The sequence below is a fragment of the Bradyrhizobium cenepequi genome, assembly GCF_020329485.1.
In the GTDB taxonomy this organism is placed as follows: Bacteria; Pseudomonadota; Alphaproteobacteria; order Rhizobiales; family Xanthobacteraceae; genus Bradyrhizobium; species Bradyrhizobium cenepequi.
This window is the reverse complement of sequence record NZ_JAGKJI010000016.1, coordinates 26,532-51,890: the sequence shown is the minus strand read 5'-3', so window position 1 is coordinate 51,890 and position 25,359 is coordinate 26,532. Positions and strand designations below refer to the sequence as shown.

The 25,359-nt window shown below is 62.9% G+C and carries 20 protein-coding genes; 12 read left to right on the top strand and 8 right to left on the bottom strand.

Annotation, left to right across the window (positions count from 1 at the left end):
• Position 1 precedes the first annotated feature (1 nt).
• From J6497_RS18420 to J6497_RS18385, 8 genes are all read left to right on the top strand, one after another.
• A complete protein-coding gene (locus tag J6497_RS18420) occupies positions 2-880 on the top strand; it encodes a branched-chain amino acid ABC transporter permease (protein ID WP_225705700.1) in 879 nt (292 codons plus the stop codon).
• 2 nt (positions 881-882) lie between these two features.
• Entirely contained in the window at positions 883-1,899 is a 1,017-nt protein-coding gene (locus J6497_RS18415) for a branched-chain amino acid ABC transporter permease (protein ID WP_225705699.1), read from the top strand.
• Between the two features lie 30 nt (positions 1,900-1,929).
• Positions 1,930-3,159 (top strand): ABC transporter substrate-binding protein, encoded by a 1,230-nt coding sequence (locus tag J6497_RS18410; RefSeq protein WP_225705698.1) that lies wholly within the window; start codon positions 1,930-1,932, stop codon positions 3,157-3,159.
• Between the two features lie 137 nt (positions 3,160-3,296).
• On the top strand, positions 3,297-4,523 hold the full coding sequence (locus J6497_RS18405) for an ABC transporter substrate-binding protein (RefSeq protein ID WP_225705697.1): 1,227 nt from the start codon (positions 3,297-3,299) through the stop codon (positions 4,521-4,523).
• Between the two features lie 172 nt (positions 4,524-4,695).
• A complete protein-coding gene (locus tag J6497_RS18400; protein WP_225705696.1) occupies positions 4,696-5,925 on the top strand; it encodes an ABC transporter substrate-binding protein in 1,230 nt (409 codons plus the stop codon).
• A 166-nt stretch (positions 5,926-6,091) separates the two neighbouring features.
• Positions 6,092-7,318, top strand: a complete 1,227-nt coding sequence (locus tag J6497_RS18395; RefSeq protein ID WP_225705695.1) for an ABC transporter substrate-binding protein — start codon at positions 6,092-6,094, stop codon at positions 7,316-7,318.
• Between the two features lie 138 nt (positions 7,319-7,456).
• The gene (locus J6497_RS18390; RefSeq protein ID WP_376708229.1) at positions 7,457-8,689 is read left to right on the top strand and encodes an ABC transporter substrate-binding protein; all 1,233 of its coding nucleotides are present in this window, start codon (positions 7,457-7,459) and stop codon (positions 8,687-8,689) included.
• A complete protein-coding gene (locus J6497_RS18385; RefSeq protein ID WP_225705693.1) occupies positions 8,689-9,969 on the top strand; it encodes a glycerate kinase type-2 family protein in 1,281 nt (426 codons plus the stop codon). Before J6497_RS18390 ends, J6497_RS18385 begins: the two co-directional genes overlap by 1 nt.
• A gap of 109 nt (positions 9,970-10,078) precedes the next feature.
• On the opposite strand, the gene J6497_RS18380 is transcribed toward J6497_RS18385, so the two are convergent.
• Complete coding sequence (locus tag J6497_RS18380) at positions 10,079-10,597, bottom strand: MarR family winged helix-turn-helix transcriptional regulator (protein ID WP_225705692.1); 519 nt, start codon at positions 10,595-10,597, stop codon at positions 10,079-10,081.
• A gap of 174 nt (positions 10,598-10,771) precedes the next feature.
• On the opposite strand from J6497_RS18380, the gene J6497_RS18375 reads away from it, so the two are divergent.
• From J6497_RS18375 to J6497_RS18365, 3 genes are read left to right on the top strand one after another with little or no spacing between them, the layout of a single operon-like run.
• Positions 10,772-11,812, top strand: coding sequence for a branched-chain amino acid ABC transporter permease (locus J6497_RS18375; RefSeq protein ID WP_225705691.1), 1,041 nt, complete (start codon positions 10,772-10,774; stop codon positions 11,810-11,812).
• Positions 11,813-11,817: 5 nt separating this feature from the next.
• Positions 11,818-13,587 carry a branched-chain amino acid ABC transporter ATP-binding protein/permease gene (locus J6497_RS18370; RefSeq protein WP_225705690.1) on the top strand — a complete coding sequence of 590 codons (1,770 nt, stop codon included), beginning with the start codon at positions 11,818-11,820 and terminating at the stop codon, positions 13,585-13,587.
• Entirely contained in the window at positions 13,584-14,315 is a 732-nt protein-coding gene (locus J6497_RS18365) for an ABC transporter ATP-binding protein (protein ID WP_225705689.1), read from the top strand. Before J6497_RS18370 ends, J6497_RS18365 begins: the two co-directional genes overlap by 4 nt.
• A 22-nt stretch (positions 14,316-14,337) precedes the next feature.
• Here the strand turns inward: J6497_RS18365 and J6497_RS18360 are convergent, their stop codons facing one another.
• From J6497_RS18360 to J6497_RS18340, 5 genes are all read right to left on the bottom strand, one after another.
• Positions 14,338-15,489 (bottom strand): ABC transporter substrate-binding protein, encoded by a 1,152-nt coding sequence (locus J6497_RS18360; protein WP_225705688.1) that lies wholly within the window; start codon positions 15,487-15,489, stop codon positions 14,338-14,340.
• Positions 15,490-15,584: 95 nt separating this feature from the next.
• Positions 15,585-16,004, bottom strand: coding sequence for an acyl-CoA thioesterase (locus J6497_RS18355; protein ID WP_225705785.1), 420 nt, complete (start codon positions 16,002-16,004; stop codon positions 15,585-15,587).
• 10 nt (positions 16,005-16,014) lie between these two features.
• The gene (locus J6497_RS18350; RefSeq protein ID WP_225705687.1) at positions 16,015-16,776 is read right to left on the bottom strand and encodes an SDR family NAD(P)-dependent oxidoreductase; all 762 of its coding nucleotides are present in this window, start codon (positions 16,774-16,776) and stop codon (positions 16,015-16,017) included.
• A 20-nt stretch (positions 16,777-16,796) separates the two neighbouring features.
• A complete protein-coding gene (locus J6497_RS18345) occupies positions 16,797-18,662 on the bottom strand; it encodes a feruloyl-CoA synthase (protein WP_376708228.1) in 1,866 nt (621 codons plus the stop codon).
• Between the two features lie 19 nt (positions 18,663-18,681).
• Positions 18,682-19,485, bottom strand: a complete 804-nt coding sequence (locus J6497_RS18340) for a crotonase/enoyl-CoA hydratase family protein (protein WP_225705685.1) — start codon at positions 19,483-19,485, stop codon at positions 18,682-18,684.
• An 820-nt stretch (positions 19,486-20,305) separates the two neighbouring features.
• Between J6497_RS18340 and J6497_RS18335 the strand changes: the two genes are divergently transcribed.
• Positions 20,306-20,494, top strand: a complete 189-nt coding sequence (locus J6497_RS18335) for a hypothetical protein (protein ID WP_225705684.1) — start codon at positions 20,306-20,308, stop codon at positions 20,492-20,494.
• A 23-nt stretch (positions 20,495-20,517) separates the two neighbouring features.
• On the opposite strand, the gene metH is transcribed toward J6497_RS18335, so the two are convergent.
• On the bottom strand, positions 20,518-24,372 hold the full coding sequence (metH, locus tag J6497_RS18330) for a methionine synthase (RefSeq protein ID WP_225705683.1): 3,855 nt from the start codon (positions 24,370-24,372) through the stop codon (positions 20,518-20,520).
• Between the two features lie 4 nt (positions 24,373-24,376).
• The gene (metF, locus tag J6497_RS18325) at positions 24,377-25,273 is read right to left on the bottom strand and encodes a methylenetetrahydrofolate reductase [NAD(P)H] (protein WP_225705682.1); all 897 of its coding nucleotides are present in this window, start codon (positions 25,271-25,273) and stop codon (positions 24,377-24,379) included.
• Positions 25,274-25,359: the final 86 nt, after the last annotated feature.

Genomic DNA, 25,359 nt, shown 5'->3' with positions numbered 1-25,359 from the left:
CATGGAGCTTTTTGCCAACCAAGTCCTGGCCGGCATCGCCACTGGCGCGATCTACGCCTGCATGGCGCTCGCCGTCGTGATGATCTACCAGGCGATCGACCATCTCAATTTCGCGCAGGGCGAAATGGCGATGTTCTCGACCTTCATCTCCTGGCAATTGATGCAATGGGGCGTGCCTTACTGGGGATCGTTCGTGCTTACGGTGGGATTCTCGTTCGTTGCCGGCATCGCGATCGAGCGGCTGCTGTTCAAGCCGCTTGCCAAGGCGCCGATCCTGACCAACGTCGCCGGCTTCATCGCGCTGTACGCCATTATCAACAGCGTCGCCGGGCTGATCTGGGACTTCACCATCAAGCAATATCCGACCCCGTTCGGATCCTCGCCCTTCCTCGGCAGCCAGCTGATCTCGACCCATCAGGCCGGTATGATCGGCGTCACGATACTATTGCTCATTCTGCTGTTCATTTTCTTTCGCTTCACGCGAATGGGCTTGGCCATGCGCGCGGCGGCCTCGCTGCCTGAATCGGCGCGGCTGGTCGGCATCAACACAAGCTGGATGATCGCGCTCGGCTGGGGCATGGCGGCCGCGATCGGCTCCATCGCCGGCATGTTGATCGCGCCGGTGGTCTTCCTCGAGCCGAACATGATGTTGGGCGTGCTGATCTATGGATTTGCCGCCGCCGTGCTCGGCGGGCTTACCTCGCCGCTCGGCGCCGTGGTCGGCGGCTTCTTGGTCGGCGTCTTCGAGAACCTCGTCGGCACCTACATTCCCGGCGTCGGCAACGAGTTGAAACTCCCGATCGCGCTTGCGTTGATCGTCACCGTCTTGGTCGTCAAACCGGCTGGGCTGTTCGGCCGGCCCATCGTGAAGCGAGTCTGATCATGAGCGCGGCTGAAGAAGTTGTAACGGAAGCCCCGGCCGTCGAGGCGGTTCCGAAGCGTGCCATGACGCTCGGCTACGGCACTTCGCTGGTGGTGCTGGCGGCCCTGATCCTGACGCCCCTGTTCGTCAAGAATTTCATCATCTTCCAGATGACGATGGTCCTGATCTATGGGCTCGCGGTGCTGGCGCTGAACATCCTGACCGGCGGCAGCGGGCAGTTCTCGCTCGGCCAGAGCGCGTTCTACGCCGTCGGCGCCTATACCTCGGCGATCCTGATGGAACACGCCAACATTAACTATGCGCTGACTCTGCCGGTCGCGGGCATCATTTGCTTCGCCTTCGGGTTCCTGTTCGGCCAGCCGGCGCTGCGGCTCTCCGGCGTCTACCTGGCACTGGCGACCTTTGCACTCGCCACCGCCATGCCGCAGCTGTTGAAGCTCGGCTATTTCGAGCACTGGACCGGCGGCGTGCAGGGCTTGGTGGTGACCAAGCCGGACGCGCCGTTCGGCCTGCCGCTGTCGCAGGACATGTGGCTCTATTACTTCACGCTGGCGATCACGATCGGAATCTATATCGCCTCGGTGAACCTGTTGCGCTCGCGCTCGGGGCGCGCCTTCATGGCGATCCGCGACAACGAGATCGCGGCCTCCGCCATGGGCATCGACGTCTCGCTGTACAAGACGCTGGCGTTCGGCGTCAGCGCCGGCATCACCGGCGTCGCCGGCGGGTTAGGGGCCATCGCGGTGCAGTTCGTGGCGCCCGACGGCTACACCATCACGCTCGCGATCTCGCTGTTCCTCGGCATGGTCGTCGGCGGAGTCGGCTGGCTGCCGGGTTCGATCGTAGGTTCCGCCTTCATCATCTTCGTGCCGAACATGGCGGAAAGCATCTCGAAGGGGCTTTCGGGCGCCGTGTTCGGCGTGCTCCTGTTCCTCGTCATCTTCCTGGTGCCGCATGGCGCCAGGCAGGTCGCCCTCGTTGCCCAGCAACTGGCGGCCAAACTCAAGAAGAACTGAAGAACCAAGAAGAGAGACCGAGGAGAGACAATGCCCTTTAAACTACGGACCGCCGTGCTTTCGGCGGCGGTCATCGCGTTTGCTGCCAGTTCCGGCAGCGCCTTTGCCCAGAAGAAATACGATACCGGCGCTTCCGACACCGAGATCAAGATCGGCAACATCATCCCTTACAGCGGACCCGCGTCCGCCTATGGCTCGATCGGCAAGACCGAGGCCGCCTATTTCCGGATGATCAACGATCGAGGCGGCATCAACGGCCGCAAGGTCAATTTCATCAGCTATGACGACGCCTACTCGCCGCCGAAGGCGGTCGAGCAGGTGCGCAAGCTGGTCGAGAGCGACGAAGTGCTCGTTGTCTTCAATCCGCTCGGCACGCCCTCGAACACCGCGATCCAGAAATACCTCAACTCCAAGAAGATCCCGCAATTGTTCGTCGCCACCGGTGCGACCAAGTGGAACGATGCGAAGAACTTCCCGTGGACGATCGGCTGGCAGCCGAGCTACCAGAGCGAAGCGCACATCTACGCAAAATGGCTGATGAAGGAGAAGCCGGACGCCAAGATCGCAATCCTCTACCAGAACGATGATTTCGGTAAGGACTACCTCAAGGGCACCAAGGACGGACTTGGCGCCAAGGCGTCCTCGATGATCATGCTCGAGGAGAGTTACGAGATCTCCGAGCCGACGATCGATTCCCACATCGTCAAGATCAAGGCGGCGAATCCGGACGTGCTGCTGATCTATGCCACGCCGAAATTTGCTGCCCAGACCATCAAGAAGACCGCCGAGCTCGGCTGGAAGCCGCTGCAGATCGTCACCAACGTCTCGATCTCGGTCGGCAGCGTGATGCAGCCGGCGGGATTTGAGAATGCCCAGGGCGTGCTCTCGGCGGCCTACGCCAAGGACGGCAGCGACCCGCAATGGAACAACGATCCAGGCATGAAGAAGTGGAATGAATTCCTGGACAAGTACATGCCGGGCGCCGACAAGACCGAGAGTGCCCTGGTCTACGGCTATGGCGCTGCACAAACGCTCGCGAAGGTGATTGAGATGTGCGGTAACGATCTCACCCGCGCCAACGTGATGAAGCAAGCGGCGAGCCTGAAGAATTTCACGCCGGACACGTTGCTGCCCGGCGTCAAGATCAACACCAGCGCCACCGACTTCGCCCCGATCAGCCAGCTTCAGATGATGCGGTTCAAGGGACAGAAGTGGGAACTGTTCGGCGAGATCATCAGCGGCGACGTCCTCGCCGACTAAGGTTGCGGTGCAAGAAACGAGCGAAAAGCCCCGCGGCGCAAGCCGCGGGGCTTTTTGTTGACTGAGGGTGCGAGAACCGCATTCAATGCACCCCGGGAGTTCCAAGAAACGCATCCACTCGAGGATGAAGGAAACGAATGACGGCCCTGCGTTTGCGATTGACTGCCCTTTCAGCCGCGCTTGCCCTGATCACCGTCACCACCGGCGGCGCGCTTGCGGAGAAGAACTACGATACCGGCGCCAACGACACCGAGATCAGAATAGGCAACATCATGCCCTATAGCGGACCGGCGTCCGGCTATGGCGTGATCGGCAGGACCGAAGCGGCCTATTTCAACAAGATCAACGCCGAGGGCGGCATCAACGGTCGCAAGATCAAGTTCATCAGCTACGACGACGGCTACAACCCGTCGAAGACGGTGGAGCAGGCGCGCAAGCTGGTGGAGAGCGATGACGTGCTTCTGATCTTCAACTCGCTCGGCACGATCACCAACCTCGCGATCCAGAAATACCTGAACGGCAAGGGAGTGCCGCAGCTCTTCGTCGCGTCCGGCGCCAGCAAGTGGGACCATCCGAAGGAGTTTCCGTGGACCATGGGCTGGCAGCCGAACTACCAAAGCGAGGCGCGCATCTATGCCAAATACATCATGAAGGAGAAGCCGGACGCCAAGGTCGGCGTGCTCTATCAGAACGACGATTTCGGCAAGGACTACGTGAAGGGCTTGAGGGACGGATTTGGCGAGAAGGCGGCGATGATTGTCGCCGAAGAAAGTTATGAGACGTCGGAGCCGTCGATGGAGAGCCACCTCGCCAAGCTGAAGGCCGCCGGCGTCGACGTGTTCATCAACGTCGCGATGCCGAAATTTGCAGCTCAGGCGATCAAGAAGATGGCGGAGCTCAACTGGAAGCCGCTGCAGATCGTGTCCAATGTTGCCACGTCCGTCGGCGGCGTGATGAAGCCGGCGGGCTTTGAGAACGTGCAGGGCGTCTTGTCGGCGACCTACACCAAGGATGGCGCCGACCCGCAATGGGACAACGATCCCGGCATGAAGCGATTCCTGGCGTTCCAGCAAGAATATTATCCGGAAGCCGATCGGCGCGATGACGCGGTGGTGTATGGCTACGGCGCGGCGCAAACCATGGTGAAGGTGCTCGAGATGTGCGGCGACGATCTCACCCGTGCCAACATCATGAAGCAGGCCGCGAGCTTGAAGGATTTCGCGCCCGACACGCTGCTGCCCGACATCACCATCAACACATCGCCGACCGACTTCGCGCCAATCAAGCAACTGCAGATGATGCGTTTCAAGGGAGACAAGTGGGAGTTGTTCGGGGCCGTCATGAGCAGCAAGCTCGGGCACTGACAGCGCCTCGGCGGCATCCGCCCGTCTGGAGCAACTCTGAAGCCCCCGCCGTCTCGTCGCGGGGGCTTTTTGTTGCCGGGACCAAGTCAAAGGTATTCAATGCCGGGAGGAGCCGGAAAGTGCTCCCAATCCAAAAACATGACACATCCACCATGATCCCAAGGAGATCACAATGTCTGCCATCCATTTGCGGCTGGGGGCCCTTGCGGCCGCCCTCGCATTGCTGGCCGTGAGCAGCGGCCATGCGCTCGCCCAGAAGAGATACGACGTCGGCGCCACTGACACCGAGATCAAGATCGGCAACATCATGCCCTACAGCGGACCGGCCTCCGCCTATGGCGTGATCGGCAAGACTGAGGCGGCCTATTTCAACAAGATCAACGCCGAGGGCGGCATCAACGGCCGCAAGATCAGCTTCGTTTCCTATGACGACGCTTACAGCCCGCCGAAGACGGTCGAGCAGGCGCGCAAGCTGGTCGAGAGCGACGAGGTGCTCCTCATCTTCAATTCGCTCGGCACGCCGCCGAACACGGCGATCCAGAAATACATGAACCAGAAAAAGGTGCCGCAGCTCTTCGTCGCCACCGGCGCCACCAAGTGGAACGATCCGAAAGATTTTCCCTGGACCATGGGCTGGCAGCCCAACTACCAGAGCGAGGCGAGCATCTACGCCAAGTACATGCTCAAGAACCACCCGAACGCCAGGATCGCGGTGCTGTATCAGAACGATGATTACGGCAAGGACTATCTGAAAGGCTTCAGGGATGGCCTCGGCAGCAAGGCGGCGTCAATGATCGTGATCGAGGAGAGCTACGAGGTCTCCGAGCCCACCATCGACACCCATATCGTCAAACTGAAAGCGACGGGTGCCGACGTCTTCTTCAACATCACCACGCCGAAATTTGCGGCGCAGGCGATCAAGAAGAACGCCGAGATCGGTTGGAAGCCGCTGCACTTCCTCAACAACGTCTCGGCTTCCGTGGGCAGCGTGCTCAAGCCCGCCGGCTTCGAGAACGCGCAGGATATCATCTCCTCGAACTATCTGAAGGATCCGACCGATCCACAGTGGAAGAACGATCCCGGCATGATCGCCTGGAACGAATTCCTGGATAAGTATTATCCCGAAGCCAATCGCTCGGACTCCGCCGTGATGTACGGCTACACGGTGGCGCAGGGTCTGGTGCATGTGCTGAAGGCTTGCGGCGACAATCTCACCCGCGAGAACGTCATGAAGCGGGCCGCCAGCATCCGTGACCTCGAGCTCGGCGGGCTTTTGCCCGGCATCAAGGTTAACACGTCACCGACTGATTTCGCGCCACTCGCGCAACTGCAGCTCATGCAATTTAAGGGCGACACCTGGGAGCGCTTCGGCGATATCCTGAGCGGTGATGTCGGCGGCTGACAGCCGACGCTGACTACTAAAGGAGCAGCCTCTGCGGCTTTGCCGCAGGGGCTTCTTGTTGAGGCAATGTCGGCAAGGTGGTAAGCAATACCGCTAATACCAAGAGCTTTCAGATCAAGAAGGCCATGACACAGCATCCATGTCATACAAAAGGGAGAGAGACGGAATGTCCGTTATCAAAAAACTTGCGATTCTTTCGGCCGCATTTGGCTTGCTTGCCGCCACTGCCGGCACCGCTTCGGCGCAGAAGAAATATGGTCTCGGCGCCTCGGATACCGAGATCAAGATCGGCAATATCATGCCCTATAGCGGACCGGCCTCCGCCTATGGCGTGATCGGCCGCACCGAGGCCGCTTACTTCAAGAAGATCAATGACGCCGGCGGCATCAATGGCCGCAAGATCAATTTCGTGTCCTATGACGACGCTTATTCTCCGCCGAAGACGGTTGAGCAGGCGCGCAAGCTGGTCGAAAGCGATGAGGTGCTGTTCATCTTCAATTCGCTCGGCACACCGCCGAACACGGCGATCCAGAAGTACATGAACTCGAAGAAGGTGCCGCAGCTCTTCGTCGCCACCGGCGCCACCAAGTGGAACGATCCGAAAGATTTCCCGTGGACCATGGGCTGGCAGCCCAGCTACCAGAGCGAAACCCAGATCTACGCCAAATACATCCTCAAGAACCACCCGAACGCCAAGATCGCGGTGCTCTACCAGAACGACGACTACGGCAAGGACTATCTGAAAGGTCTGAAGGACGGGCTCGGGTCCAAGGCCTCCAGCATGATCGTCGCCGAGGAAAGCTATGAGACCTCCGAGCCGACTATCGATTCCCATATGGTCAAGCTCAAGGCCACCGGCGCTGACATCTTCATCAATATCACGACGCCGAAGTTTGCGGCGCAGGCGATCAAGAAGAACGCTGAGATTGGCTGGAAGCCGCTGCACTTCCTCAACAACGTCTCGGCTTCCGTGGGCAGCGTGCTCAAGCCGGCCGGATTCGAGAACGCCCAGGACATCATCTCAGCGGCCTACCTCAAGGACGCCTCCGACAAGCAGTGGGACAACGATCCCGGCATGAAGGAATTCTATGCCTTCATGGCCAAGGATTTTCCGGAAGGCGACAAGCTCGACGGCGGTACCGTGGTCGGCTACGGCGTGGCGCAGACGCTGGTTCAGGTGCTGAAGCAGTGTGGCGACAACCTGACGCGCGAGAACGTCATGAAGCAGGCGGCGAGCCTGAAGGATTTCCGTACCGAAGTCCTGCTGCCCGGCATCAAGATCAACACCGGACCAAACGACTTTGCTCCGATCAGCTCGCTTCAGCTCATGAAATTCAAGGGCGACAAGTGGGAGCTGTTCGGCGACGTCATCAGCGCTGACGTCGGCGGCTAAAGGTCTGCTGCGGTTACCCGAAGTTAAGCACGCAAAGCCCCTGCGACGGAGTCGCAGGGGCTTTTTGTTGCGAACATGATTTTCCGCGCTATCAATGCGACGCACCAGAACTGGGAGCTTTTGCTCCGAAGGAGTCTTATGCCTATGTCGACCCGACGTCGCCTTGCAACCGCATTCCTCAGCTTTGCCGTAGCCGCCACGGCTGCCTCTGCCGCACTCGCCCAGAAGCAATATGACACCGGTGCGACGGACACCGAGATCAAGATCGGCAACATCGTACCCTATAGCGGCCCGGCCTCCGCCTACGGAAGCGTCGGCAAGGCGATGGCCGCGATGTTCAAGAAGGTCAACGATGAGGGCGGCATCAACGGCCGCAAGATCAATTTTATCAGCTATGACGATGCCTATAGCCCGCCGAAGACGGTCGAGCAGGCGCGCAAGCTGGTGGAAAGCGACGAGGTTCTGCTGCTGGTCGGCACGCTCGGCACCGCGCCCAACACCGCGATCCAGAAATATCTCAACAGTAAGAAGGTGCCGCAGCTCTTCGTCGCCACCGGCGCGACCAAGTGGAACGAGCCGAAGACCTTCCCTTGGACCATGGGCTGGCTGCCGAGCTACCAGAGCGAAGCGCGCATCTACGCGAAATACCTGATGAAGGAGAAGCCGGGCGCCAAGGTGGCCGTGCTCTATCAGAATGACGATATGGGCAAGGACTATCTGAAGGGCCTGAAGGATGGGTTCGGCGCAGACGCCTCGCGGATCGTCGTGGAGGAGAGCTACGAGGTCTCGGAGCCGACCATCGATTCGCACGTGGTGAAGATCAAATCTGCCAATCCCGACGTTCTGGTGCTTTACACCACGCCGAAGTTCGGCGCGCAGGCGATCAAGAAGCTCGGCGAGATGAACTGGAAGCCGCTCACGATCATCTCCAACGTCAGCGCCTCGACCGCGGCCGTGATGAAGCCGGCGGGGGTTGAGAACTCGCAGGGCGTGATCTCGGCGGCTTATGCCAAGGACGTCAGCGATCCGCAGTGGGCCAACGATGCCGGCATCAAGGCGTTCGACGATCTGCTCGCGAAATATCTTCCCGAGATGAACCGCATCGACTCTTCAGCGATGACCGGTTACAACCTTGCGACTACCATGGTAGAGGTGCTCCGTCGCTGCGGCGACAACCTGACCCGGGAGAATGTCATGAAGCAGGCGCAAAGCCTGAAGCAATTCGCGCAAGGCGGACTGTTACCGGGCGTGACGCTGACCACGAGCGCGACTGATTACATGCCGATCGAGCAGTTGCAGCTCATGCAGTTCAAGGGTGAGCGCTGGCAGCTGTTCGGCGAGGTCATCGGCGGCGAGATCACCGGCAACTGATGACGGACCGACGCCCTCTCCTGCGCGCGATCTTCGATGCGGCGGTAGCTGCCGCCCATCCGGATGTCGTGCTGGCGCCGCACCTGCGTCCGGTGCCGAAGGGGAGGGTGATCGTGCTTGCCGCTGGCAAGGGCGGCGCCGCCATGGCGGCGGCGGCCGAGCGACACTATCTCGACGCGCTCGAGCTCGATCCAGCGCTCCTGACCGGGATCGCGACCACCCGCCACGGCCATGGCGTGCCCACCCGCCGGATCAGGGTGGTCGAGGCCGGCCATCCCGTCCCTGACGAGGCCGGGCTGAAGGCCGCCGACGACACGCTGCGGCTGGCGGCGACGGCGAGCGCGGATGATTTGTTGCTGGTGTTGCTCTCCGGCGGCGGCTCCGCCAACTGGGTCGCGCCAGTTGAAGGTGTCAGTTTCGCGCAGAAGCAGCGGGTGAACCGCGCGCTGCTCCGCTCGGGGGCGCCGATCGGCGAGGTCAACACCGTGCGGAAACATCTGTCGCGGATCAAGGGTGGCCGCTTGGCGCGGGCAGGCCGGCGCGCCGAGATCGTGACGCTCGCGATTTCCGACGTGCCGCAGGACGATCCTTCCGCGATCGCATCCGGCCCCACGGTGCCCGATCGGACCACGCTTGCGGATGCACGCGCCATCGTCGCCAAATACAGCCTTGCCGTCGATGATGCCGTGCGCCGCGCGCTCGACGATCCCGGCAATGAAAGCTGCAAAACAGGCGATGCCGCCTTTGCACGCGCCACGTTCGAGCTGATCGCGAAGCCGAAGGCCTCGATCGAGGCCGCGGTCAAGGTCGCGCGCGAGGCGGGCTATGCAACCATCGATCTCGGCGCCGATCTTGAAGGCGAAGCGCGCGAGGTTGCCGCCGCACACGCGCAGCTCGCGCTGGCGGCCCGCAGCGAGGGCAGGCGCGTCGCGATCCTGTCCGGCGGCGAATTGACCGTGACCGTGCGCGGCAATGGCCACGGCGGTCCCAACCAGGAATATGCGCTGGCGCTCGCCGACCTGCTCAAGGGCATGACCGACATCTCGGCGCTTGCCGCGGACACCGACGGCGCTGATGGCGGTGCCGGCAACGCCCATGATCCGGCCGGTGCCGTCATCGACCATATCACGTTCGCCAAGATGAAATCGCAGGACCTCGATCCCCACGCCTATCTCGAAAACAACGACGCCAGCGGCTTCTTCGCCCAAACCGGCGACCTGCTCCTGACCGGCCCGACGCTCACCAACGTCAATGACGTCCGCGTCATCTTGGTGGACTGACGTTACGATCGGTTAGGTCCCGCTTTCACGGTGACGACAGTCGTAGGATGGGTAGAGCGGAGCGAAACCCATCACGATCGAGCTCTACCCATCCTATTTAGCTCCGACCTCAAAACTCGTGCGCGATCTTCGCCAGCATATCGAGCAGCGCCGCGTGGTTCTCGGGTCCCAGCAATTCGATCAGCCGCGTCTCGTGCTTGTTGGCGACAAGCTTCTTCGCGCGCGCCAGCACGGCGCGGCCCTTGTCGGTCAGCACGACGATGTGCGAGCGGCGGTCGCTTGTGGAGCGCATGCGTGCGCAGAGTTCGCGGCTCTCAAGCCCGTCGAGCATCGCCACGAAATTCGGCCGGAGGATGCCAAGCGTACTCGCGATCTCGGTCTGATTGCGGCCGGGATTCTGGTCGAGCAGCAAGAGCACCGAGAACTGCGCCGGCGTGAGCTGCAAGGGTGCGACGCAGCGCAGGAAATCCTCGAACACCCTGAGCTGTGCACGCTTCAGCGCATAACCCAATAGCCCGGACAGTTCCCCTAGTTGCAGCAGGCCGTCGTCGCTCGAAGCGTCCAGATCCTGCTTGGCGACGGGGCGGGAAACCTTGACGGCATCGGCGGCGGTCTTGGAAACAGTCATCGCTCGAAGCTCGCAATCCCGATAGAAAGGTGTGGCCGAAGCTTCGGCCCTTGAGATTATATTCGATAATTGTTATCAGTTATATCAAACGTCGGCAGCTTTCAACAGCCGACACCGGACGATCGAACGTTGCACGCGTCGATCGGCCCGCCGCGTGAGGGGGAGCGCTCGGCCTTGAACACGACGATCATGCTGTTCCTGCTGCAGGACGGCATCACCAACGGCGCCATCTACGCCTTGCTGGGGCTGGCCCTGGTGCTGGTGTTCGCGGTCACGCGCGTGATCCTGATCCCGCAGGGCGAGTTCGTCACCTATGGCGCGCTGAGCTATGCCATGCTGGCGACCGGCCAGGTGCCGGGCACCGCGAAGCTCGCAGTCGCCATGGGCCTGGTGGCGTTCGGCCTCGACCTGTTCGTTGCGCGGAAGTCGCTGCATGCACGCCTGGTCGCGCGCGCCGTCGCGGTCGACATCGTCTTTCCGCTGGCCGTCTGTCTGCTGACCTATGCACTCGCCGGGCCGAAGACGCCGATCGCCGTCAACATCGCGCTTGCGCTTCTGATCGTGGCGGCGATCGGGCTGTTCCTCTATCGCATCGCGTTCCAGCCGATCGCGCATACTTCCGTGCTGGTGCTGTTGATCGCCTCCGTCGGCTGCCACCTCGCGCTGCAGGGCCTGGGGCTCGTCTTCTTCGGCGCCGAAGGCCTGCGCGGACCGGCGCTCTCCAATGTCGCGCTGACGGCGGGCTCACTCCGCTTCACCGGCCAGAGCCTCGCAGTCTACGGCCTCACCATTGCGTTCATTGTCGCGCTCTGGCTGTTCTTCGGCTACTCGCTGACCGGCAAGGCGCTGCGCGCCACCGCCGTCAATCGGCTCGGCGCCCGCCTCGTCGGCATCCGCACCACGTTATCAGGCCAGATCGCCTTCCTGCTGGCGTCGCTGATCGGCGCCATCTCGGGAATCCTGATCGTGCCGATCACGACGCTCTATTACGACACCGGCTTCCTGATCGGCCTGAAAGGTTTCATCGCAGCGATCATCGGCGGTCTCGTCAGCTACCCCTTGACGGCTGTCGCAGCTATTCTCGTCGGCACCGTCGAGGCGTTCTCCTCGTTCTATGCCAGCAACTTCAAGGAAGTCATCGTCTTCACGCTGATCCTCCCCGTCCTGGTGCTGCGCTCGCTCGCAGCGCCCGAGGTCGAAGAAGAGAAGGATTGAGCGCGATGACGCAGCGACTGCCCTTCATCATCTTCGCTCTCGTGATGGCGCTGATCCCGATGGTGCCGGGCATCCCGCCATTCTGGATCGTGCTGCTCGACAATATCGGCCTCGCTGCGCTGGTGGCGATGGGGCTGGTGCTGCTCACCGGCGTCGGCGGCCTCACCTCGTTCGGGCAGGCGGCGTTCTGCGGCTTCGGCGCCTACACCACGGCGGTGCTGACGACCGCTTACGGTGTCTCGCCCTGGCTGACGCTGCCGGCCTCGCTCCTGGTCAGCGGCATCGCCGCGGTGCTGCTCGGCATCGTCACGGTGCGGCTGTCCGGCCACTATTTGCCGCTCGGCACCATCGCCTGGGGCATCGGCCTGTTCTATCTCTTCAGCAAGCTCGAATTCCTCGGCCGCAATGACGGCATCTCCGGCATCCCCCCGCTTGCGATCGGCTCCTACAAGATGCTGAGCCCCGGCGCGATCTACTACGCGATCTGGATCGCGGTCCTGATCGCGGCGGTGCTGACGATGAACCTCTTGGACTCGCGCACCGGCCGCGCCATCCGCGCGCTGCGCCGCGGCCATATCGCGGCCGAAGCCTTCGGCGTGCAAACGCCGCGCGCCAAGCTTCTCGTGTTCATCTACGCTGCGGTGCTGGCAGGCCTCTCCGGCTGGCTCTATGCGCATTTCCAGCGTGCCGCCAACCCGACGCCGTTCGGCCCGCAGGCGGGCATCGAATATCTCTTCATCGCCGTGGTCGGCGGCGCCGGCTATGTCTGGGGTGCGGTGCTCGGTGCCGGCATCGTCGCGATCCTGAAGGAAGTGCTGCAGAGCTATCTGCCCTACATCTTCGGCGGCCAGAGCCAGCTCGAGACAATCGTGTTCGGCATCCTCCTGGTGATGCTGCTGCAACTCGCGCCATCCGGCGTCTGGCCATGGCTGATGGCGCGGCTGCCGTTCAAGGCAGCCCGCAAGACGCCGGACACCTCGCTGACGCTGCCGGCCCGCGAGGGCGCGCCGACGACCTCTGCCGTGCTCCTGCAGCTCGACAAGGCGCGTAAGCAATTCGGCGGCGTCACCGCGGTCAACGACGTCAGCTTCGACGTCAAGGCCCGCGAGATCGTGGCGCTGATCGGTCCCAACGGCGCCGGCAAGAGCACGACCTTCAACCTGATCACGGGCGTATTGACCGCGACCAGCGGCGCCATCTCCGTGCTCGGCAGAAAGGTCGAGAACGCTCCGCCGCAGGAGGTGGTGAAGCTCGGCGTAGCCCGTACCTTCCAGCACGTCAAGCTGGTGCCCGACATGACCGTGCTGGAGAATGTCGCGATCGGCGCGCATTTGCGCGGGCATTCCGGCGCGGTCGCCAGCATGTTCCGACTCGACCGCGGAGATGAGGCCAGACTGCTCGCAGAAGCAGCACGGCAGATCGAGCGCGTCGGGCTCACCGACCAGATCGATCAGCTCGCGGGCTCGCTCTCGCTGGGCCAGCAGCGCATCGTCGAGATCGCTCGCGCGCTCTGCGTCGATCCGATGCTGCTCTTGCTCGATGAGCCTGCCGCCGGCCTGCGACACATGGAGAAGCAGCGGCTCGCGGCGCTGCTTCGGCAGCTGCGCGACGGCGGCATGTCGGTGCTGCTGGTCGAGCACGACATGGGTTTCGTGATGGACCTCGCCGACCGCATCGTCGTGCTCGATTTCGGCACCAAGATCGCCGAAGGCGCGCCGGCGGCGATCAAGAAGAACCCCGAGGTCATCAAGGCCTATCTCGGAGCCGCGGCATGAGTGCATTGCTATCGGTCTCCGACGTCCATATCGCCTACGGCAAGGTCGAGGCTATCAGAGGCGTCTCGCTCGAGGTCAATGAGAACGAGATCGTGACCATCATCGGCGCCAACGGGGCCGGCAAGACCACGCTGCTCAATGCCGTGATGGGCATCCTGCCGCTGAAAGGCCGCACCGACTTCGCCGGCCAGGACATGGCGGCGCTCGACATCGAGGACCGCGTCGCAGCGGGCCTCTGCCTCGTGCCGGAGCACCGCGAATTGTTCGCGACCATGAATGTCGAGGACAATCTGCAGCTCGGCGCGTTCCGGATTCCGAAGGCGACTGCGGCAAATTCGTTCGAGCGCGTTTACAGCCTGTTTCCGCGGCTGAAGGAGCGGCGCAAGCAGCTCGCCGGCACGCTTTCCGGGGGCGAGCAGCAGATGCTGGCGATGGGGCGCGCGCTGATGGGCGCACCGAAGCTTCTGATGCTGGACGAGCCGAGCCTCGGGCTGGCGCCGATCATCGTCGCCGACATCTTCCGCACCATCGGCGAGCTTCGCGCTGCCGGCGTGTCGGTGCTGCTGGTCGAGCAGAACGCCCAGGCCGCGTTGCGGATCGCCGACCGCGCCTATGTGATGGAGCTCGGTGAGTTCGTGCTCAGCGGAGCCGCCGGCGATATCGCCAACAACCAGCGCGTCGCCGCGAGCTATCTTGGCTTCCAGCATGAAGGCGAGAGCGCGGTTTGATCCACGCTCCCGCCTGATATCGTCACATCGCCAGGACGTATTTCCCGTCCTTCACCGTGAGCAGGATCCGCGAGCGGTCGTCGAGGCCGTAGCGATCCTTTTCAGTCCAGTTGTAGACGCCTTGGCTCGCGACGATTTCCTTCTCGCTGATGAACGCCTGGCGGATGCCTTCGCGAAACTCCGGCGTGCCGGGCTTGCCGGCCTTCAATGCGACCGGGATCACGCGCTTCAGCACTTCGAAGGCGTCGTAGGAGTGGCCTGCAAACTGGCTGCGGCTGTTGGGGCCATATTTCGCTTCATAGGCGGCATTGAGCGCGAGCCCCGGCTTCTTGGTCAGCGCGCTGTCCGGCTGGCTCTCCGGCGACATCACCGGGCCCGATGCCATGATGACGCCCTCGGCTGCAGTGCCCGCGATGCGGATGAAATCCATGCTGGCGGCACCGTGGGTCTGGTAGATCAGGCCCTTGTAGCCACGCTCGCGCAGCGTGGTCTGAGGCAGCGCCGCCGCGGTGCCGGAGGCGCCAACCAGGATCGCGTCGGGATTGGCGGCGACGAGCTTCAGCACCTGGCCTGCAACCGAGGTATCGGGCCGGGCAAAGCGCTCCTCATCGATCATCTGCAGGCCCATCGGCACCGCCTGGGTCTTGAAGTCGTTGAACCAGAGATCGCCGTAGGAATCGGAATAGCCGATATAGCCGACGGTCTTGATGCCGTGCGCCTTCATGTGCTCGTACAAGACCTTGCCCATGATCGGGATCGACTGCGGCATGTCGACCGACCATTTTGTGCGGGCCTCGTTGATCGGAAACGGCGCCAGTCCGAAATGCGGGATGCCGGCCTCGTTGGCGACGGTGGAGACTGCGATCGAGGGCGGCGTGGTGGAGGAGCCCATGATGATGTCGGCCTTCGATTCCGTGACGAAGCGCCGCGCATTGGTGGTGGCCGCCGTCGGGTCGCCGCCGTCATCCAGCACGATCACCTTGAGCGGCACGCCGCCGATCTCCTTCGGCACGAAGTCGAGCGAGTTACGCTCGGGGATGCCGAGCGCTGCGGCGGGCCCGGTGGTCGAGATCGAGATGCCGATGACGATCTCGTTGGTCTGCGCGGACGCCGGTGAGCCGGGCAGTGCCAGCGCCGCACCCAGCGCAGCGGCGGCGAGATAAGCCTTCCTCATTCATTCCTCCCTTGGAAGTATTCTTGGTTGTCTAAAGCAGTATCGCAAAACCGAGCCGGGCCCTTCTTTAGATCAATAAGGCAGCGGCACTCAAATCAGCCTTTCATGAAGCGGTCGATGATCTCCTGCGGAAACGGCGCCGACCTCAATTTTGAGGGATCGTTCGGATCACGGCCGACGAGGACGCGGGTCTCGAACGCTTCGATCGCCAGCGCCTCGCCCTTGAACACCTTGTGCGTCACTTCGAAACTCGAGCGCTTGATGCTCTCCACCCGCGTTTCAATTGTAATCCAGTCGCCATGGGTCGAGGGGATGTAGAACTTCGCCCGCGTGTCGACCATGGGAATGCCGACGAGGCCATAGTTGCGGATGATGTCCTGTTTCGAGAAGCCGGCCGCTTCGAACATGATCGAGGTCGAATCGTCGAACATCGCGAAATAGCGCGGGTAGTAGACGATGTTGGCGGGGTCGCAATCGCCCCACTGAATCTGCACATCGCGCCGGTGCACGAACATGCGCCGGACCTCAGCGCGGCGCCATGCGAAGCGCGGCATCGAGCCGCACCACCTCGCCGTTGAGGTAGGGGTTGTCGATCATGTGCAGTGCCAGCGAGGCGAACTCGCCCGCGTCGCCGAGCCGGTGCGGGAACGGGATCGAGGCGGCGAGCGAGTCCTGTGCCTCCTGCGGCAGGCCCGCAAGCAGCGGTGTCAGGAACAAGCCGGGCGCGATCGCCAGTACACGGATGCCGAACTGCGCGAGCTCGCGCGCAATCGGCAGTGTCATGCCGACGATGCCGCCCTTGGAAGCCGAATAGGCGGCCTGGCCGATCTGGCCGTCATAGGCGGCGATCGACGCGGTCGAGATCACGACGCCGCGTTCGCCGGTTGGTAGCGGCTCCAGCTTCGACATCGCCGCGGTCGCAAGCCTCAGCATGTTGAAGGAGCCGAGCAGGTTGACCTTGACCACCTTGTCGAAATCACCGAGCGGCATCGGACCGTCGCGCCCGATCACGCGCTTTGCCACGCCGATGCCGGCGCAGTTGATTAGGATGCGCGCCGGGCCATGCGCTTTCGCAGCCTGCGCGACCGCGGCTTCGGCGGAGGCAGCATCCGACACGTCGCAGATCACGGCAACGCCGCCGATCTCGGCTGCGACGGTTTCGGCGAGCTTTGCGTTGAGGTCGCATACTGCAACCTTGGCGCCCTGCGCGGCGAGCCGGCGCGCGGTCGCGGCGCCCAGTCCCGATGCGCCACCGGTGACGATGGCGGCCTGATCCTTCAACTGCATGGTCTTCTCCTTTACAGAATTCAGCTCAATGTGATGACGTGCGCGGGCGGCGCTTCGGTATATAGCGTCTCGATCAGCGCCGCGCGATATTCGAGCACCGCGCGCTGGTTGATCGAGCCCTTGTCGGTGACCTCGCCGCGATCGATCGAGAGCGGCGCATCGAGCAGGATCGCGCGTGTGATCCGGGTCGACGACCCGGTGGCGCTGGCCAGGAAGCGCGCGAAGCGCTCGCGAAAAGCGGCACGAACGGAGGGATCGGCCGCGGCCGCTGCGATATCATTGGCCGACAGCGCCGGGTTGACGACGCGGCAGCCGTCGAGATCCAGGATCACGATGGCGGAAATCTCGTCGCGGTTGATGCCGGCGATGACGACGTCGCGCACCAGCGGCGCGCAGGTGGCGATAAAGCGTGCGCGGAGCGGGCCGACGCTGACCCAGGTGCCGCTGGCGAGCTTGAAATCCTCGGCGATGCGCCCATCGAAATCGAACCCGGCGTCGAGATCGTCTGCTTTGGCCGGCTTCAGCGCATCGCCGAACTTGTAGAAGCCCTCTTCGTCAAACGCCGCGGCGGTCAGTTCCGGCTGGCGCCAATAGCCCGGCGTGACGTTCGGTCCCCTGGCGCGCACTTCGAGCTTGCCGTTGTTCGGCAGCAGCTTGGCTTCGTTGCCAAGCACGGGAAGGCCGACATGGCCGGAGCGGCTGGTATCCGGCCGCACCGACATGAAGAACGGCGCAGTCTCGGTGGCACCCAGCCCAGTCAGCATCGGCACGCGAAAACCGGTCTCGCGCACCGCAAGCTCGTCGAGGCTGTTCCAGACATAGGGCGACAGCGCCGCGCCGGAGAAGAACATCGCGTGCAGGCGGCCGAAGAATTTCGCGCGCAGGCCAGAATCGTCGCGCAGATAAGGCAGCAGCGATTCATAGCCTTTGGGCACGTTGAAATAGACCGTCGGCGAAATCTCGCGGAGGTTCGTCACGGTGTCTTCGATGCCGCCGGGCATCGGCTTGCCCTCGTCGAGATACATCGAGCCGCCGTTGAACAGCGTCAGCCCGACATTATGGTTGCCGCCAAAGGTGTGATTCCAGGGCAGCCAGTCCACAATCACCGGCGGCTCGTCCTTCAGGAACGCCAGCGTCTCGCGCAGCATCACCTGATTGGCGCAGAGCATGCGCTGGGTGTTGATGACCGCCTTGGGATTGCCGGTCGAGCCCGAGGTCAAGAGGAATTTCGCGATCGTGTCTGGTGCGACGGCCTCGTGCGTGGCGTCGAGAAGCGGATGCTCCGGCGTTGCCAGCAATTCAGAAAGTCTCGTCACAGCGCGGCCGGGAAGGTCGCCGCGCGAGGCGACGATCTCGGCCTCTTGTGAAACATTGGCGGATAGTGCTTCGGCGAACTTGTCGGCGTCATCGGCAAAGACCAGGCCGGGCGTCAGCAGCTTGATGACAAAACCGAGCTTGCCGAAATCGCGCGATACCAGCGAATAGGCCGGCGATACCGGGCAGAACGGCACCCCGGCATAGAGCGCGCCGAACGCGAGCAGCGCGTGATCGATCGAATTGCCGGAGAGGATCACAAGCGGCTTTTCCGCCGACAGCCCGCGCGCGATCAGCGCCGAGGCGATATGCCTCGCAGCATCGAGCAGCTCAGCGTAGGTAACTTCCCGCCAGGCGCCGCCTGCTGCCCGCTCCGCCATGAAGACGCGGTTGGGCGCGACAGCGGCCCAATGATGCAGCCGATCGGTGATGCGCTGGGGATAATCGAGCAGCTTGCTTCGTGGCCGAAGATAGATCGTGCCATCGTCGCGCCGCTCGATCGCGACCTCGGGATTGCCGAACGATATCGCGCGCAGCGGATGCGCGGTGGCATCTTTGACTGACGCTGACATCTCTGCGCTCGCGCTCATCTCAGGTCGGCTTCACTTTTGCGGTCTTGTGCTCGAGAAATTCGCGGATTCGGCGTTTTGCTTCCTTGTCGCTCTGCGCCACCGTCGCCATCAGCGATTCCATCAACAGCCCGGTCTGCGGATTGGCTTCGGCGATCATCGGCAGCGCCTGCAGCACGGCAAAATTGGTCAACGGCGCGTTCTTGGCGATCCGCTCGGCGAGCTCGATCGCCTTCGGCAATGCGCCGCCTGCGTCGGTCAGATATTGCGCGAAGCCGTAGGCCGCGCCTTCGGTCGCGGAATAGACCCGTCCCGTCAGCATCATGTCGATCATGCGGGGCACACCGATCAAGCGCGGCAGCCGCACCGATCCGCCGCCGCCGACAAAGATCCCGCGCTGGCCTTCCGGTAGGGCGAAATAGGCGGAGGGTTCAGCAACGCGGATATGCGCTGCGCAGGCAAGCTCAAGCCCGCCGCCGATCACCGCGCCCTTCAGCGCCGCGATCACCGGCACGCGGCTGTACTGGATGCGGTCGAATACCCGGTGCCACATCTGCGAATGCACGAGGCCCTCGGTTGCGTCGCGCTCGGAGAGTTCGGAGAGATCGAGGCCGGAGGAGAAATGGTCGCCAACACCGTGGACGACGATGGCGCCGACACCGTCAGGAATATCGGAAAAGCAATCCTGGATCGCCAGCATGATGCCGTCGTTCAGCGCATTGCGCTTGGCCGGCCGGTTGAGGCCCACGGTCAGAACCGCGCCGTTGTTCTCGATCTTCAAGAGCGCCGCGCGCTCGTCAGGCGCGGCGGAGGCGGCGTTTCCCATGGCCTTTTTGTTTCCTTCCCAGAATAGTTATACAGTATAACGAGTGGCGCGAGAGTCAATACGAGTGAGGTCTCGTAGGATGGGTAGAGCGCAGCGAAACCCATCGCGATGGAGCAAGCCGCGCGATGATGGGTTTCGCTGCGCTCTACCCATCCTACGATGTAGTCCCTGCGAACGCATGCGAACGCAGGGACCCATAACCACAGGGAGTTGTTGCGGCGCGAGCAAGCGGTTGGAGAGGTGTAGGGTGAGCAAAGCGCAGCGTGCCCACCATCCACGTACGGTGCAAGAAAGGTGGGCACGCTGCGCTTTGCTCACCCTACGACATCGTCGCGAGTCATGATTCAATTTTCAAATAGCACGAGGATGTGGGTTCGCGTTCTCGCGGCGTGCTCCGCCCGAGCTTTGCGTCTCGTTCCACCCTCTCATCGACGTGAGGGCGCAGGGAAAGCCGGGTGCCGGTTGCACCCGTGGGCCCCGTGCAACAAAAAGCACGGGGGTAGGACCACAGGTCAACCGAAGCAACACCGGCTTTCCCTGCGCAGTGGTTTACGGCTTACTTCGTGCTCTTCCCGGTGACCGGGCTTTCTTGCCACCGTCATCCGCGGCAGCTCTTGCTGCTCGCGAACTTAGCGCCAGCGTCGGGGCGCCAGAACCACACGACTTCGCCGTCCACGGATAGTCACGCTCGTCAGTCGCAACACCCGCGTCCACCGCATCTCACCGCAACGTTCGTGACGATCGCGACCCGCCCCTCATTTCGGGTGAGACGCGCGGAGTTAAATCACTGATTTGCCCGACGACGGAAGCGGAATATTTCTTGCGCGAGGGCTGGATGGGGCAAATCACCTTGATTGGATTGAAAAAATTCGCGCCAATTGCACTCGTCATTCGGGGGCATCGCGCAGCGATGAGCCCGGAATCCATTTCTCCACCGACGTTGCGGTTTGATGGATTCTCTGATGTGCAATTGCACATCATAGCTCGCGCCGCGCGCGCCCCGGAATGACGGCGGTGGTGGGCACCGCGCGACTAACCCGCGCCGACGGCTTTCTTGCGCCAGGCGAGGTGCACCGCGCAGGTGCAGCCGGGTGGGTGCGAGGTGACGTCGTTGGCGGGGGCGGCGACTGGCGCGAGCGCTGACGTCGGCTGCTTGGCGTCCTGCGATGGGATGTAGTTCAGCACCGGCGCGAGCCAGCGTTCGACCTCAGTGACCGTCATGTACTTGCGCTTGGCGTAGTCCTCGACCTGGTCGCGCTCGATCTTGCCGACGCCGAAATAGAAGCTCTCGGGATGACTGAAATAGAGCCCGGAGACCGAAGAGCCCGGCCACATCGCATAGCTTTCTGTGAGCTTCACGCCGGCGGTGTTCTCGGCATCGAGCAGCGCGAACAGCGTCTGCTTCTCGGTGTGGTCGGGCTGCGCGGGATAGCCGGGCGCCGGGCGGATGCCCTGATATTTCTCCAGGATCAGCTCGTCCGACGACAGCGCCTCGTCGAGCGCGTAACCCCAGAATTCCTTGCGCACGCGCTGGTGCATGCGCTCGGCAAAGGCTTCGGCCAGGCGATCGGCGAGCGCCTTGCACAGGATCGAGGAGTAATCGTCGTTGGCGTTCTTGAAGCGGTCGGCGACCGCATCCTCGCCGATGCCCGCGGTCACGACGAAGCCGCCCATGTAATCAGGCACGCCCGATGATATCGGCGCGATGAAGTCCGACAGCGCGGCATTGAAGCGGCCCTCGCGCTTCTCGAGCTGCTGGCGCAGCGTATGGAAGGTCGCGATCTTCTTCTTGCGGGTCTCGTCGGCATAGACGGCGATATCGTCGCCCTCCGCATTGGCGGGCCAGAAGCCGATGGTGGCGCGCGCCTTGAACCATTTCTCCTTGATGATGCGCTTAAGCATCTTCTGCGCATCATCATAGAGCGAGCGCGCGACCTCTCCGACCTTGGGATCGTCGAGTATCGCCGGGAAGCGTCCGGTCAATTCCCAGGTCTGGAAGAACGGCGTCCAGTCGATGTAATTTGCCAATTCCGCCAGATCGTAGGCGTCAAAGCTCCTTAGGCCGAAGAAGGTTGGCTTCTTTGGCGGCGCCTTGGCGAAGTCGATTCTGACGCCATTGGCCCTGGCTTGCGCAAGCGTCAGCCGCTTCTTGTCCTGCTGCGCACGGAAATGCGCCGCGGAGATTTTTGCATATTCGGCGCGGATGTCCGCGGCGTAGGCCTTGCGTTTCTCGGGCGAGAGCAGCGAGGAGGCGACGCCGACGGCACGGCTGGCGTCATTGACGTGCACGACCGGTCCGCCGGGATAGTTCGGATCGATCTTCACGGCGGTATGGACGCGGCTGGTGGTGGCGCCGCCGATCAGGAGCGGCAGGTTCAGGCCCTCGCGCTCCAATTCGCCGGCAAGGAAGCTCATCTCGTCGAGCGAGGGCGTGATCAGGCCGGAGAGGCCGATGATGTCGGCGCCTTCGGCCTTCGCGGTCTCGATGATCTTTGCCGCCGGCACCATCACGCCGAGATCGATGACCTCGAAATTGTTACATTGCAGCACGATGCCGACGATGTTCTTGCCGATGTCGTGGACGTCGCCCTTCACGGTAGCGAGCACGATCTTGCCGGCGGCATTGCGGCCATCGCCGGTCACGCCATTGGCGAGATTGCGCGCCTTTTCCTCTTCCATGAACGGCATCAGATAGGCGACCGCCTGCTTCATGACGCGCGCCGACTTCACCACCTGCGGCAGGAACATCTTGCCATCGCCGAAGAGATCGCCGACCACGTTCATGCCGGCCATCAGCGGGCCTTCGATGACGTCGAGCGGACGCTGCGCCGCCTGCCGCGCCTGCTCGGTATCCTCTTCGATGAATTCGGTGATGCCGTGCACCAGGGCGTGGCTGAGCCGCTTCTCGACCGGCCATTCGCGCCAGGCGAGATCGGCTTCCTTGCTCTGCTTCTCCTTGCCGCGGAATTTCTCGGCCAGAGCGAGCAGTCGCTCGGAGGCGCCGGGGTCGCGGTTGAGGATGACGTCTTCGCAGGTTTGCCGCAGCTCGGGATCGATGTCGTCATAGACGATCATCTGCCCGGCATTGACGATGCCCATGTCCATGCCGGCCTTGATGGCATGATACAGGAACACGGAATGCATCGCCTCGCGCACCGGCTCGTTGCCGCGGAACGAGAAGGAGAGATTGGAGACGCCGCCGGAAATATGCGCGCCCGGAAGGTTCGCCCGAATCCAGCGCGTGGCCTCGATGAAATCGACGCCGTAATTGTTGTGCTCCTCGATGCCGGTCGCGATCGCGAAGATGTTGGGATCGAAGATGATGTCTTCCGCCGGAAAGTCGAGCCGATTGACCAGGATGTCGTAGGCGCGCTTACAGATTTCGGTCTTGCGCGCAAAGGTGTCGGCCTGGCCAGTCTCGTCGAAGGCCATCACCACCACGGCCGCGCCGTGGCGCTTGGCGATTCTGGCCTCGTGGATGAACTTCTCCTCGCCTTCCTTCATCGAGATCGAGTTCACGACCGGCTTGCCCTGGATGCATTTCAGGCCGGCCTCGATCACGGCGAACTTCGATGAGTCCACCATGATCGGAACGCGGGCAATATCCGGCTCGGCGGCGACGAGGTTGAGGAACGTCACCATGGCCTTCTCTGAATCGAGCAGACCCTCGTCCATATTGACGTCGATGATCTGCGCGCCGTTCTCGACCTGGTCGCGCGCGACCTGAAGGGCCGCGGTGTAGTCGCCCGCGGTGATCAGCTTACGGAAGCGTGCCGAGCCCGTGACGTTGGTGCGCTCGCCGATGTTCACGAAAGGAATGGCGTCGGTCAGCGCGAAGGGTTCGAGGCCTGACAGCCGCAGGCGCGGCGCGATCTCAGGGATTGCGCGTGGCTTGTGCGGCGCCACCGCCGCGGCGATCGCCGCGATATGGTCCGGCGTGGTGCCGCAGCAGCCGCCGACGATGTTGACGAGGCCGGCTGCCGCGAACTCGCCGATCAGCCGCGCCATATATTCCGGCGTCTCGTCGTACTGTCCGAATTCGTTTGGCAGGCCGGCGTTCGGGTAAGCGCACACGAGCGTATCGGCGATGCGACCGATATCGGCAATGTGGCTGCGCAGGTCCTCCGCGCCGAGTGCGCAGTTGAAGCCAATCGTGATCGGCTTGGCGTGCCGCACCGAATTCCAGAACGCCTCCGGCAACTGGCCGGAGAGCAGGCGGCCGGACTTGTCGGTGATGGTGCCCGAGATCATCACGGGCACATCGATGCCACGCGCTTCCGTGATCTCCGAGATCGCATAGAGCGCGGCCTTCGCATTCAGCGTGTCGAAGATGGTTTCGACCAGCAGCAGGTCGGCGCCGCCGTCGAGCAGGCCATTGATCTGCTCGCCATAGGCTTTGCGCAGATCGTCGAAAGTCACCGCGCGATAGCCGGGATTGGAGACGTCGGGCGAGATCGAGGCGGTGCGGTTGGTGGGACCCAGGGCGCCTGCGACGAAACGTGGCTTGCCATCCTCGGCACTCACCTTCTCGGCCGCGACGCGCGCGAGCTTGGCGCCCTCGCGGTTGAGCTCGTAGGCAAGATCCGACATCTCGTAGTCGGCCTGCGCGATCGAGGTCGAGGAAAAGGTGTTGGTCGCGACGATGTCGGCGCCCGCGCGCAAATAGGCGGCGTGGATGTCCTCGATCGCCTTCGCTTGTGTCAGGATCAGGATGTCGTTATTGCCTCTGATATCGCGATGGAAATCCTTGAAACGCTCGCCGCGGAAGGCGGCCTCATCGAACTGCAGGCCCTGGATCATCGTGCCCATGGCGCCGTCGAGCACGAGAATGCGCTCGCGCGCGGCGGCGATGAGGGCGGTACGCTTGGCAGAGAGGGGTACGGTCATTTGATCAGGCAGCTTTCTTCGCGCCGTTCGGACGGATGCCGAGCAGATGGCTGATCGCGAACACGAGATCGGCGCGGTTCATGGTGTAGAAATGGAAGGTGTCGACGCCGTGTTTTGCGAGCTTCTGCACCTGGCCGGCGGCGACGGTGGCGGCTACCAGTTTGCGGGTCTCGGCATCGTCATCGAGGCCTTCGAATTTCGCGGCAAACCAGTCCGGCACCGTGGTGCCGGCGCGCGTGACGAAATTGCGGGCCTGCTTGAAATTGTGCATCGGCATGATGCCCGGCACGATCGGGATCTCGATGCCGCGCGAGCGCACCCGGTCGAGGTAGCGGAAGTAGAGATCGTTGTCGAAGAACACCTGGGTGATGGCGCGCGTCGCGCCGGCATCGACCTTGGCCTTCAGCGTGTCGATATCGGCGTCGAAATTCGGGCTCTCCGGATGCTTCTCCGGATAGGCCGAGACCGAAATCTCGATATCGAGATGGCGCTTCTTGATGCCAGCGACCAGTTCGGGCGAGCTTTGGTAGCCGTCCGGATGCGTGAAATAGGGCGTACCGATACCACCAGGTGGATCGCCGCGCAGCGCCACGATGTGGCGGACACCGACCTCATGATAGCGGTCGACGATCTCGTCGATCTCGCTGCGTGAGGCGCTGACGCAGGTCAGATGCGCCGCCGGCAACAGCCTGGTTTCGTTCAGGATGCGGGCGATCGTCGAATGGGTGCGCTCGCGGGTCGATCCGCCGGCGCCATAGGTCACGGAGACGAAGGTCGGCGACAGCGGCGCCAGTCGGTTGATCGTGTCCCAAAGATTGCGCTCCATCTCCTCGGTCTTCGGCGGGAAGAACTCGAAGGAAATGGCGGGAGTCCTGAACGGCGGGGCGGCAACCTCGGTCATGGCTCTCACAAGCTCCACGGGACAATCGGCACAGGCTGGGCAGTCGAGGTGGTAAGATAGGGCAAAGCGGGCCGGCCAAACAGCCC